7 protein-coding genes and 2 pseudogenes are annotated in these 12,321 nt (G+C 64.0%); 1 reads left to right on the top strand and 8 read right to left on the bottom strand.

Annotated elements, in window-relative coordinates:
• Positions 1 to 166: 166 nt before the first annotated feature.
• Positions 167 to 811 carry a hypothetical protein gene (locus HLA98_RS05675; protein WP_057501400.1) on the top strand — a complete coding sequence of 215 codons (645 nt, stop codon included), beginning with the start codon at positions 167 to 169 and terminating at the stop codon, positions 809 to 811.
• A 151-nt stretch (positions 812 to 962) separates the two neighbouring features.
• On the opposite strand, the gene HLA98_RS05670 is transcribed toward HLA98_RS05675, so the two are convergent.
• The 8 genes and pseudogenes from HLA98_RS05670 to HLA98_RS05640 form a co-directional block, all read right to left on the bottom strand.
• Positions 963 to 1,712, bottom strand: a complete 750-nt coding sequence (locus HLA98_RS05670) for a hypothetical protein (RefSeq protein ID WP_057501401.1) — start codon at positions 1,710 to 1,712, stop codon at positions 963 to 965.
• 69 nt (positions 1,713 to 1,781) lie between these two features.
• Positions 1,782 to 5,648, bottom strand: coding sequence for a YadA-like family protein (locus tag HLA98_RS05665; RefSeq protein ID WP_425515705.1), 3,867 nt, complete (start codon positions 5,646 to 5,648; stop codon positions 1,782 to 1,784).
• A gap of 66 nt (positions 5,649 to 5,714) precedes the next feature.
• Positions 5,715 to 5,846: pseudogene (locus HLA98_RS21445) on the bottom strand (ESPR-type extended signal peptide-containing protein); the annotation flags it as partial.
• A 66-nt stretch (positions 5,847 to 5,912) separates the two neighbouring features.
• Positions 5,913 to 6,623, bottom strand: coding sequence for a hypothetical protein (locus HLA98_RS05660; RefSeq protein WP_057501402.1), 711 nt, complete (start codon positions 6,621 to 6,623; stop codon positions 5,913 to 5,915).
• A gap of 18 nt (positions 6,624 to 6,641) precedes the next feature.
• A complete protein-coding gene (locus HLA98_RS05655) occupies positions 6,642 to 7,721 on the bottom strand; it encodes a CblD like pilus biogenesis initiator family protein (RefSeq protein ID WP_265340559.1) in 1,080 nt (359 codons plus the stop codon).
• A 50-nt stretch (positions 7,722 to 7,771) separates the two neighbouring features.
• Positions 7,772 to 10,501 (bottom strand): annotated as a pseudogene (locus tag HLA98_RS05650) (TcfC E-set like domain-containing protein).
• Positions 10,502 to 10,561: 60 nt separating this feature from the next.
• Positions 10,562 to 11,059, bottom strand: coding sequence for a CS1 type fimbrial major subunit (locus HLA98_RS05645; protein WP_057501404.1), 498 nt, complete (start codon positions 11,057 to 11,059; stop codon positions 10,562 to 10,564).
• Positions 11,060 to 11,547: 488 nt separating this feature from the next.
• A complete protein-coding gene (locus tag HLA98_RS05640; RefSeq protein WP_057501405.1) occupies positions 11,548 to 12,312 on the bottom strand; it encodes an alpha/beta fold hydrolase in 765 nt (254 codons plus the stop codon).
• Positions 12,313 to 12,321: the final 9 nt, after the last annotated feature.

Below are 12,321 nucleotides of genomic sequence, written 5' to 3'. Positions count from 1 at the left end.
GTAGAGCCGAGCCCATGCTCGGCTCCGGGCGCCTGCGGTAGAGCAGCCGAGCATGGGCTCGGCTCTACAGGATCAACGACACCCGCTTGCTCGCCTCCATGAAATACCCACGCAGATGTCACATCCTTGCGCTAGTCTGTAGCCAGGTCGCAACAGGAGTCATCGCATGCATCGCGCCCGTCAGCATGCTGCCAGCCAGACCCGCGAGCGGCGCCACCGCCTCGCCCACGAAGCCGCCCGCCTGATGGCCGAAGGCGGCATCCGCGACTACCACCAGGCCAAGTTGAAGGCCGCCAGCCGGCTCGGCATCCACGATGATGCCTCCCTGCCCCGCAACACCGAGATCGAAGACGCCCTGCGCGAGTACCAGCGGCTGTTCTCCGGCCCCCAGCATGGCAACGAACTGCAGCGCCGCCGAGAGGCCGCCATGCGTGCGCTGGAGTTTCTGCACGGCTTCGCCCCTCGCCTGGCCGGCCCGGTGCTGGAGGGCACCGCCGACGCCAACAGCCCCGTGCAGCTGCACCTGCACAGCGACGACCCGGAAGCCGTGCACCGCTTCCTGGACGAACACGGCATTCCCGCCGAATCGCGGACGCGCCGGTTGCGGATGGACCGCGAACGCTGCCTGGACGTGCCGGTGTGGGTGTTCAGTGCCGAGGAGCTGACCTTCGATCTGGCCGTGCTGCCGTATGACGCCCTGCGCCAAGCCCCGCTGTCGCCGGTGGATGAAAAGCCGATGCGGCGCGCGTCGGTGGCGCAGCTGCGGCAGCTGCTGGCCGAAGCGGAGATCACCGCGTACATCGGCGGGTGACGGTAGCGCAGCGGTGCCTGCCTTGGGTGGGTGCGGACCGTTGGTCCGCACGGTGCTTCAGGCATTTCGATGGCTGACCGGAGAGCAGTCGAGCAAGCTCGACTCTACAAATGCGTGGCACCCGCGGGCGCCACCCAGCATGGCCAATGCTCTACAGCGGCATGCCCTTACCGGTTGTCGGCTCCGGGCCAATCAACCACTCCGGCAACCACGGTGCAGGTGCACGCTTGGGGTACTCCGCCATCATCCGCGCGTGCATGGTCTGCAGATCGTTCAACAGCCATACCTGGTGAAAGATGTCACTGAACGAATCCGACCAGCCGCTCTTCACCCGCTGGCGATCGACGCTGGTGAGACCAGGCACCAGATCACGCGGGCCATCCAGAATGGGCTGCAAGGCCCTGTTGATGCCCGCGTTCTCCGTCGCGGCCTCACGCAGCTGGCTGATATGCGTCTGCACCCGTGTGCATTGATACGGCACGCAGCCCGCGGTCGCCTCGATGTAATCGGCGATATCCGCCAGCAGGTTGGCCTTCAGCCGCCATGCCACCTCGCCATCCAGCACCTGCCGCACCTGCATCGTTCTGCGCGTACTGGCGCGGATATCCTCTGCCGTGGTGAATGGCTGGCCCGGCGTGCTGCCACCGTGACGCACCAGAGTAATGCGGTTGATCGCCTCGTTGGTGATGCCCTCCACCCGTAGCGCCGCTACCTGCGGATGCATGCGCGGAGGCGGCACACTGGTGAACCGCCAGTAGTACCAGAGCAGCGCCACTACCCCCAGGAAGCACAGCACACTGGCCAGCATCCAGACGTCCAGATGCCGGGTGTAGTAGTAAAACTGAGCCCGCCAAACGTAGAACGTGCGGTAGCTGGCGAATCGACTCACCCATCGATACATTGCCATCTCCTCGGCAAGGACCCCGGCGCGGCGGGGTTTATTACGCGCACCACGCCGGGGTTGCATGGCTTACCAGCCGATGCCCACGCCGACGCCCATGCTGCGCTCACCGCTGTTGGTGAACGCGCCATTGAGGCTGAAGGTGGCCGAACCCTTCTCGTTGAGCACGCGCTGGTAGCCCACCGCCATCGCCGACTCACCCTCGCTGTAGCCCACGCCCGCACCGAGGCGGTTGTAGGTGGCCAAACCGGCGGTGTTCATCGCCATCGCGCTCTGCGCGCTGCTCATCGCCGCCATGCGGTTGAAGCGCTTGTCCATCTTGTCCAGGCGACGCTCGAAGTTGCTGATCGCACCATCGGTGTACTCGTTGGCACGGGCCAGCATCTTTTCCAGGTCCGCGGTGTCGACCTGCGGCTTGGGCGTGTCGTCCTGCTTCGACTTCGGCTGCGGCGTCGGCTTGTCACCTTCACCGGTAGAGGCGATCTGCGGCGAACCGCTGGTTTCCGGCATCGGCGCGATCTCTTCGGTGGATGGCGAAGGCGTGGACGCTGTCGCCATGGCGCGGGCCTGCGGCTGATCATCGATGCGCTTCTCCAGACCATCCATGCGGCCGTTGAGCTGCTGCTGCATCGAATGCAACTGGCCGCCGTTGACCGCATCGCGGCTGCCGGCCGCGATCAGGCCGTTGGCCACGTTGGAGATGACCATGCCGTTGGCACCGGCCAGGGTGAGCTGGTGGGTGCCGTCTGCGCGGACCGAGGGGGTTTCCTGGAACACGGAGCGGAGCTGGGATTCAACTTGGGTTACCCGCGAGGTGGTGCTGACGACTGCGCCGTCGAGCGCTTCCAATGCACCATTGAGGGTGGATTGGGACTGGCCCTGAACGTTGAAGCTGGGGCCGACGATATTGCCGTTGGCATCGACTTCACCGCCGAGAGCGGATAGTGCTCCGCGCAGTTGGCCTACGGTGGCGGCGTTGTGGTTGGCGGTGCCGTTGGCGATGTTTACGAGGCGGCGCCGCGCGGTCGCGTTGCCGAAGGAGGCAACTCCAACTTCTGTAGCCGCAGAGTTGGCGCCCAAAGCCAGAGATCCTGCTGCATATGAGTCAACTACCGAGCCACTGCCAATCGCAATACCTCGTGCGGAGTGCACTTGAGATCCAGTGCCGACCGCAAAACCGTAAGGAGCGTCAGCAGAAACGCCCGAGCCACGACCAAGAGCGACAGAGTTAACACCAAGCGCTCTCGCATAGGCCCCCAGTGCCGTCCCCCCCTCGCCCTGCGTACGAGCCGAGTCACCAATTGCGACACCCAAGAATCCTGCGAACGCATCCTCGCTCAGCTGATCCGTATCAATTTTGAGGAAGCGACTCTGATGCTCAATCTTAGATACCCGATCACTGACGACAAACAACTGGCGACCGGTAACTACGTCGTGGCTATCCGCAGAGACTGAACCGTCGGCCACGCCAGTCAAACGCGCACCGCCAAAGTCGATTGGACCGCTCGCATCCAATCCACGCATTGCCTGCGCGCCCATCTCCCGCTCCTTGCGCATCGCCTCCAGATCATTCCGATTCTGCGAGATCTTCTGCTCTGCGGCGTGCAACTGGCTTCCGGTTACGGCATCACGGCTTCCTGGCTCCACTCGGCCGTCAGCCAGGTTGGTCAGCACCATGCCATTCACGCCATTCAGCGCGATCTGGTTCATGCCATCGGCACGGGCGGAAGGTGAATCCTGGAAGATCGAGCTCAGCTGACCTTCCACCTTGTCCGCGCGACGGCCTGCGGTGATGACAGCGCCATCGAGTGCCATCAGTGCATCCTCGACGGTGCTCTGCGTTCCACCCTGCACCGCGTAGGTCGGCGCGATGATGTTGCCGCTGGCATCCATGCCTGCACCGCCGCCGAGGGCTCCGAGGGAATCCTTAAGCTGAGAGACAGTCGTGGCGTTATGGTCGGCGGTGCCGCGTGCGACGTTTACGAGACGGCGCTGGATGCCAACGCCGCCAAATGACGCAACTCCTTCTTCATCTACTAGAGAGCTAGCTCCAAGTGCCAGCGAGCCGTGAGCCCCGCTTCCAACTCTTGCGCCAGCACCAATCGCGACACCCTCGTTCGCACCGCCCGCGTCTCCACCGACCTGTGCCCCGACCCCCATCGCGAATCCATTCTCGGAATCCACAGAGACAGTCGCCGCTCTACCAATTGCGGTCGAGTTCTTTCCCATGGCCTCCGCAAATGTCCCTACCGCAGTGCCTCCCTCCAGTCCCGTCTTTGCTGAATTTCCCACCGCAACGCCTGCCGCACCCGCTTCTGCGCGCTCACTGAAGGGCGCTGACCCGATACTTACGAACTGCGCGACGCCCTCAAGTTCTGAGACGCGCGAATTGGTTGAATACAGCTGCTTCCCAGACACTGCTTCGGCACTGCTGGCGCTCAATATCCCATCCGCTACACCACTGATCTTCCGATTGGCATTGGCGCTGTTGCGCACGTCCAACGTCGTACCGCTGTTCTTCCCGCCCAGGCGCACATTGCCAGTTGCAGAAACCTGCGCCACCAGCCCGCCCAGCGCCGCCGTCTCGGTCAACGCCTTGGCTGCATCAGTTTTCGCCACGGCAGCGTCTTCGCCCGCAGACCTGGCCACGCCCTCCACCGTGGTCACCTTGTCATTGGTGGCACTGAGCTGCCTGCCGTTGACGGCCTCGTAGCTGCTGGCGCTGACCACGCCATCGGCCACGCCGGTCAGCTTCCGGTTCGCATTCGCGCTATTGCGCAGATCCAGTACGGTGCCACTGTTCTTCTCACCCACGCGAACATTGCCGCTGGCACTGACCTGATTCAGCAGCCCGTTGAGCGTCCCCACCTGGGTCAGCGCGGTGTTCGCTGCGGTCTTGGCGGAACTGGCATCGCTCATCGCGGTGCTGACGTTGCTGTTGGTGGTGTTGAGCTGCCGGCCAGTCACCGCATCGGTACTCGTCGAGGACAACGTCGCGTCCGCAACACCCGTGATCCTGCGGTTGGCACTGGCACTGTTCCGCACGTCCAGGATAGTGCCACTGTTGGATGCGCCCAGCCGAACGTTCCCCGAAGCAGAGGTCTCGCTCAGGAGGCCCGAAAGCGTGTTGGCCTTTGCCAGTGCGCTGTCAGCATTGGTCTTCGCGGAGTCGGCGACGGAGCGCGCGGCCGCTACATTGCTGTTGGTGGAGTTCAGCTGCTTGCCTGACACAGCGTCCGTGCTTGTCGTGCTCAGCGTGGCATCCGCCACGCCCGTGATCCTTCGATTGGCGCTGGCGCTGTTTCGAATATCCAGCACGGTGCCGCTGTTACTTGCACCGAGGCGGACGTTACCTGATGCAGAGGTCTGACTCAGCAGGCCCGAGAACACATTGGCCTTTGCCAGCGCGTTGTCAGCAATGGAGCGCGCAGCTGTGACATTGCTGTTGGTTGCATTCAGCTGTTTGCCCGTTACCGCGTCCGAACTTGTGCTGTTAAGTCGCGCATCCGCCACATTCACCACTCGTCGCTTCACTGAGCTATTTCCAACAGAAACTGCGTTCTGTTCCGAAGCAACAGAGTTGGCGCCCAGGGCTACTGAGTTTGCTGCGGAAGCATATGACCCACTACCAACCGCAATCGCATTATCGGCAGACGAGTGGGAGTCGTTGCCAACAGCAACCGCGCCAACGCCGTACGCCTTCGAATAAGCGCCGAATGCGGCAGCGTACCCTCGCGTCGCTCTTGCGCTGTATCCGAAGACAGCGTTACGGTCACCCGAAGCAACGGACTGATGCCCAAAAACGATCGATTCCTTTCCTGTTACCGACGCGCCATTTCCCATTGCGAGAAAGCGCTCACTCCCAGACCCAGAGCTTGCGCCCACGTACTTGGTGTCATGCCCAATGAACGGCGTGCATTGGTAAAATCCGAACACGTCCTTATTGCAAGGCGAGTAGAAGATGTCTGCTCGGGCTGTGTTCACGCCAGTCACAGCGAGCAGACCACAGGCCGCGCTTACGGCCAGCCTTCGGGCGGCTCCTGAAGATCGCTTAGCGCGTGGCGTAGCAAGCTCGCTTCCCACGACCCAGCAGTGCTTTGCGGTACTCCAGATACGTCGATAGACGTGATTCATGATTCGTCCTTAACAAGGTAGATAATGAAATGCCCCTTGCCGCGCAAGGAGCGGGAGATGAACTTCTCAGCTGACGCTGCTTTCCAGGGTCTGTGTGTGTTCTCGATGGCCATCGCGGCTCAATCGATAGCGAAGCTGCAGTGAGTCGCCGGGCGCAATCTGGAAAGGCAGGGTCAGATCGGCATCGGGATAGAGGCTGCGCGACAGGTCCTGCGGGGTGCAGACACCTTCGGCCGTGCAGACAGCCGCGCCAGTGATGCCGACGCGCAGTGTTCCGGTGTTACGCAGGGTGTCTCCCTGCAGTTGCAGATCCACGCTTCCGTTGGCGGGCAACACGTTCACCAACGCACCCCAGACCAGGCTGACGCCGACGTTGGCTTGGGCAGCCTGTTCCTCATCTTCGAGAAGGGTTCCATCCGGGCCCCTTACTCCCTCGAAATAGACTCGGTACGCCGCTTCCTTCTCGACAGTACGCAGCGGAATGACCCGGATCAGGCGATTGCCACCACCACTGAGTGCGAACTTTCCAGGCGTGATGGCGACCGCGGCATCGGCCGCCTCCATTTCCACCTCTTCTTCGCCAACCTGCGCGGGATTCGAGATGCGCAGCAGGCGTGCCTGCACGTACTGCGGCTGGGTGGAGTGCGAGTACACGCGGATCTGCGTACCGCGTTTGCTATCGACGGCCGCACGCATCGGATGGATGGAGAGGTTGGCATTCGCCGGCGGCGCCAGCAGCGCGCTCAACGGCAGCAGACAGAACAGCAGCTTCTTCATGATGAGGCTCCGTGGGGATCAGGGTTTGGCGGTCGGCACGCGCAGCTCTACCGTCAGCTCGCCGTCGTAGAGACCGGGCCGCTTGCTGGCGATGGGTGTAGGCGGGGTTTCCAGCGTCAGCGGCGTCGGAACGCAGTACACGGGCTGGCTGATGCCCGGCAGCATCACCAGCCTCAGCTCTGCGCTGTCGATGCCGCGTAGCAGCTGTTCTTCGTCGTTCTTCATCGCCAGGCGATTGCCGCCGTAGCTCAGGCTGACCTGGTAATCGAGACGCTGGGTGTCGTCACTGCCGCCATCCCCGTGCCAGACCGCATAGTCCCGACCCGGTGGTGGTCGTGGCCCGCTGTCGCGCACGGTGACGCCGAGGAACTCGCTCTGCGAGCCCACGCCGTCGTACAGGCACATGTCCACTTCCTTGTAGCCCCCGACGACCTTGCGGATGGGGTCGTAGCGCAGGTCCATGTTGACCAGCGGTGCGATGCCGTCGAAGCCGGGGAAGTAGATCGAGATCGCGTCGTAGTCGGTGACGGTGAAGTCGAAGTTGAAGGTGGCCGTGGCGACCGGAAGTGCGGTCGGATCGGCCTTGATGTTCAGGCGCATTGTGGCCTTCCAGTGGCCTGCCACGAGCCTCGAAAGCTCGGATTCCGGAACAATCAGAGCAACACCTGTGCCGATCGGTTCGTCCGATGCACATCGGTACCAGAATGCGCTATTCAGAATGTGCTTCCGACTTTCCCAGTAATCGAAACTGCAGCGAGGACCCGACATAACTCGCTGCAGGCTTCCTACCGCGCGAATCTCCGTTTGCAGGCCAGTCCTCAGCTCAACGAGACGTAACGCAATCTCTGTTGTCCCCCCTGACATGCTCGGCTCACTTTCCGTCGGGCACTTCCCAAACTCACTGTCAGAAGCAGACCCACAAACCACGTGGATCTGCCCGTACTTGAACGCCAGGTCATGACTGAACCCCAGCACCGTCCGCGGCGCCCACAGCTCCACATCACCCGGCACCGCCGAGCGATCCCAGCTCATGACGATGTCCCGGCTCTGATCCGCTGGATGCGTCTCCGGCGGCCACTGCGCCCACGCCCGTGGCATCACCAGCACCAGCGCACACACCAGCATCAACACACACATCCAACGCCGGCTCATGGCGTACCTCCTGCAGCAGCGGTCTGGGGCGTGGCGGCAATCAATGCGCGCTCCTGCAGCAGGCGGGTCACGCGGGCCTGCTGGCGGATCTCGGGCGGCAGCTGGGCCACGGCCAGCGGCTCGCAGTGCACGGCGCCGACCAGCAGCACCACCTGGCGGCGCTCGCGCACCTGCAAAGGGCAGTGCAGCAGGCGGTCGTCCTGCAGCAGGTACAGCGTTGTTTCGCGACGCGCGAAATCGGCAACGAAGCTGCCGTTGGCGCTGGTGCCGGGCACCGGCGCGTTGAGGATGCGGGCGCCGCCCAGCGGCGACCCCGCAAGGTCCTTGGCGCTGCCGATGAAGGTGTAGGTCACTTCAATCGGCACCGGCATGCGCATCAGCTTGCCGGGGGGGAGGAACATCGGCCGTGCACCACCCACGCCGGTCACGCGGATGGCGGCGATGCTGTCCAGCGTGCTGGCGTCCTACACTTCGGCGCGATGCGACTGGTACGACGACAACGGCAGCAGCCGACGCTCGCCGATCTGCAGGCGCTGTCGGCGCAGCCCGCCCACCTGCAGTTCGGCGGCCACGCCACGCAGGTCGATGTCGTCCGTGCCGTCCACGTGCACGGCCAGGCCGGCCTCGGCGCCGTTGGTACCGCTCCAGTAGAAACCGCGGCGGCCCAGTGCGAAGCCCGAGCTGTGGCTGCCGCTGTAGCCGGTCTCGCCACGCCCGCGCTGCTGATAGTGCGCGATGCTGGCGGTGGTGTTGCCGATGCCGTTCTGCAGCTGGCCACTCAGCGAAGCGCTGTAGCGATCGTTGTTGTTGGCGCGCAGTTCGGCGTTCAGCTCGCGATAGTGCGTATCCCGCTCCTGGCGCAGGCTCTGGCCCACGCTGTAATCGATGGCCGGGCGGTGATGCTGGGGCTGGCGTACATCCACGGCGTAGCGGCGCTGGCCACTGCTGTCATGGTTGCGCTGCAGGCGGGTCAGGCTGAGGTTGAAGTAGATGCCACGATCGCGCTCGTTGCTGCCGCGCACGCTGTCGGTGCTGCGTTGCTGCCACAAGCCCACGCGCGTGGACACGCTGAAGTCCTGCCAGCGATGGCTGCGGCTGAAGCTGGCCTGCCAGGTGCGGCTGAGCACCGGCTCACGGCGCGGCTCCAGCGGGCCGGGCGGCAGCAGCGGATCGAGCCCGAACAACGGGTCCTGCTCGAACCCGGGCTGATGCCAGCCGGTGCGCCAGGTCTGGCGCCGGGTGTAGCCCACGTAGGCGTTGCCACCGGCCACTGGCAGCGACATCGAGCCGCTGAGTGAGTTGGTGCAGCCCAGCTGGTCGCGCGCATCGGCCTCGAACTGGCAGGCCTTGCCACGCATGCGCTGTTGGTAGAGATTCCACGATGCCTTGCGCCGGTACGACAGCTGGTGCTGCTGGCCATTGCTGCCATCACTGCCACGCATGCCGCTGAGCGAGGCGCGCACTTCCTGGGTGGCCAGCACGCGGCGCAGGTCCAGGCGCAGCTCGCCGTAGCTGTGGCCGCCGAGGTTGGCGACGCCGGCGGTCATGGCGGCATCGCGGCCCAACGGCACGCGTACGCCGGCCATTGCCACGCTTTCACCATCGAAGCGGTCGCTGCGACGCTCGTTGCGGCGGCCGCCCTGCACGAACCACTGCCACTGGCTGTTGGTCCAGTCGCCGCCCTTGTCGAACGGCGCTTCCTCGGTGCGCACCAGCACACCGTCCTCATAGATGCGCATGCGTACCAGGTAGTTGCCGAACGGAAAATTGCGGGTATCGATCTGGTTGATGCCCGCCTGCAGGTAGAACGTCTGCAGCAGGCGTTCGCCGTCGAACACATCGACGCGGGCATCGCGCGCCAGCAGCACGGTCAGCGGTGTGGCCTGCACGGCGGCATCGGTATCCACATAGGCCTGGGTGGTGCCCACGCGCGCGCCCTGGAAGCGGTCCAGCGGCAGCATGCTGAAGCTGAAAGTGCCGCCCTGCGGGCTGGACAGGTTGCGGCGGTCCATGCGCCCGGCCTGCAGGTAATGCGCCTGGCCCAGGTCATGACGGTAATAGACGTTGTCGAACTGGAAGTCGTCGTCGCTGCCACGGCTGCGGTAGCGCTGCTGGGTGTAGTACCAGTCGGCGGACAGATGGCCGCGATCGAACAGGCCCAGCGTGCCCATGCCGCGCGCGGACAGCGCCTGGTAGTCGCGGCCGCCGCTGACGTTGAGTGTCTGCTGGTGCAGGAAGGCGTTCTCGGCATTGGGCGTGACCTTGTGGTAACGCTCAGCCGCCGGTTCACCGGGAATCCACTGCCGCGCCACGAACAGGCGCACGGCACCCTCGCCTTCGTCGTACAGCGCACGCGCCGCGGTTGGGTCTTCGGGTGGATCGAGATAGCCGCAGCCGGCCGTGGCGCCACCGAAGCGGCAGGCCAGGTGGCTGTTGCGCGGCAGCGGTTGCGACAACGCCGGTAGCAACGCTGCCTGTGCTTCGGCAGGCAGGTCCAGCGCCTGCAGCACGCGCGCGGGGTCTTCCAACTGCACGTGCTCCAGGGTCACGCGCACCGGTGACAGCCCGGCCGAGCGGCCGAACAGCTGGATGTCGAGTTGTTCGGTCTGGCCTTCAACCAGATCCTCAAAGCCAGCGGGGACGCCGTGGGCCGCTACCGAAGGGGTAGCCAGCGCAAGGGCGAGCGCGACCGCCAGCCGGGTAACGGCGGGGGCGTGTGGGGTCATGGGGGTACCGCTGCAGAAGCGGCCGGCCCGCAATGCGGGCCGGCGCGGGGAAGCCGTGAATCAGGGCTTCTGGTTCATGATGATGTAGACCATGCCTTCGTAGCGGCCCTGTACGGTAAGCGGCCCGCCGGTACCCGCTTGGGCGATGGTGAGCGGCATCGAGATGGACGCACCCGGCGTCGAGCTGGCACCGTTGAACAGATCAGCTGCCTTGTACTCTGTGACCGCGGTGGTCAGCGCATCGGTGTTGAGGCTGACGGCCAGCGGCACGCGGGTGCTGCCATTGAGCAGCACCGGATCGTGGCCGAGGCGAACTTCGATGTCCTTATCGATATCGTTGGAGTGGATGCGCACCTGCTGCGTGGACGGCAGCAGGCCGCGCAGCGGATCGTGGGTCAGCTGCACGGTGTCCGGCAGCGGGGTGCCATCGTCGCGCAGCAGCGCCAGGGTCGGGTCGACGTCGGCGTAGACGGTGATCTTGGTTTCCAGCGCGTGCGCGGACAGCGAAGCAGTGGCCAGCGCTGCAGCGAGCGCGGCCTTCTTGAGAATGGCGTGCATGGGTGTCTCTCTCGGACAGGGGGAATATGAAAGCCCCCCTCCCCTAAGGAGAAAGGGAGGGAGGCGCCGCCCGCAGAGGTGGTTGCAGGCGACGGAGAGAATGTTAGGAATCCATTGCCACGCAGGCCATGCAAGCATTCCTAAAACGTGGGACGTTAAGAAGAATTCTTGAAGGCGCTCAATGTTTGAGGGTTATGCAAACTCCCTCACTGCTTGAATGCAACAAACCTCATTGCTTCGCTCTTGTAGAGTCGACTGTCAGTCGACTGCTCTTCCGACACTGCGCGATATACCCGCGCTGCGCGCGTGAGTCGAGCAAGGCTCGACTCTACAATGGGTCATCCACGCATGGCGTGAATCTACCGGATGGGGTTATGCAACTATCCTCACCCATTGAATACAACAAACCTCATTGCCTTGCCTTTGTAGAGTCGAGCCACGCTCGACTGTTGTTCGCGCCCTACCCGCGAATCGCCGGATAGGCGACGCTACCTCCCGGGCAATGACAACAGGAAGGACTCCATGGCCGCCACCAATGCCAAGGGCGTCTCATTCATCGGGTAGTGCCCTGCACTTTCGATGACCTCCAGCGTCGCGTTTCGATAGCGGCACAGATAGGTCTTCTCCATCAGTGACCGGTTGAACGTTGGATCATTTCCGCCCACCACCACCTTCAACCGATGTTCGCCAACGATCTCATTGCTGAAATCCGTATCTGTCCACGCGGAAAGATAGGCAGCAAACGCACCGGGCGCGGAGCGCTGCATTGAGTAGCCGGCCTTCCAGTCCAACCAGGCGGCAGGCAGCCGCCCGCCGGTGCTGCGATCGATGATGGTCCGCCGGTTGGCGAGGCTGTCGGCAGCACTCTCCAGCAGGCGCCGCGTGGGCGTGTCATAGGCAATGCCACCACAGGGAACGGGCGCGATGGCCAGCAGGGACCGCACGCGCTGTGGCGCGAGCACGGCAATGCGCTCGATCGCCATGCCTCCCATGGAATGCCCTACCACGCTGAAGGTGTCGATCCGCAGCGCATCGGCGAGCGCCAACGCATCATGCGCCATCTCGTCGATGCTGAACTGACCCGTCGCATCACGCATGCCTCCGTAGCCACGGCAATCCATGAAGACGTAGCTGAAGTGATCGTGCGACAGCCACGGCTCGATCGGCTCGAACGCATGCGCGTCGCCGAACCAGCCATGCAGGACCAGGACGAAGTGAGGCCCCTGGCCCACGCGATGAAAAGTGTTGGCCATGAAAAATCG

Source organism: Stenotrophomonas africana (genome assembly GCF_013004645.1).
GTDB classification, from domain to species: domain Bacteria; phylum Pseudomonadota; class Gammaproteobacteria; order Xanthomonadales; family Xanthomonadaceae; genus Stenotrophomonas; species Stenotrophomonas africana.
Note: the sequence above shows the minus strand (reverse complement) of the source record. Positions and strands in the feature narration are given on the sequence as shown.

Bases quoted from the DNA above. Each gene is read 5' to 3' on its own strand.
- HLA98_RS05675 (WP_057501400.1), top strand. From the start codon at position 167: ATGCATCGCGCCCGTCAGCATGCTGCCAGCCAGACCCGCGAGCGGCGC.
- HLA98_RS05670 (WP_057501401.1), bottom strand. From the start codon at position 1,712: ATGTATCGATGGGTGAGTCGATTCGCCAGCTACCGCACGTTCTACGTT.
- HLA98_RS05660 (WP_057501402.1), bottom strand. From the start codon at position 6,623: ATGAAGAAGCTGCTGTTCTGTCTGCTGCCGTTGAGCGCGCTGCTGGCG.
- HLA98_RS05655 (WP_265340559.1), bottom strand. From the start codon at position 7,721: ATGCCACGGGCGTGGGCGCAGTGGCCGCCGGAGACGCATCCAGCGGAT.
- HLA98_RS05645 (WP_057501404.1), bottom strand. From the start codon at position 11,059: ATGCACGCCATTCTCAAGAAGGCCGCGCTCGCTGCAGCGCTGGCCACT.
- HLA98_RS05640 (WP_057501405.1), bottom strand. From the start codon at position 12,312: ATGGCCAACACTTTTCATCGCGTGGGCCAGGGGCCTCACTTCGTCCTG.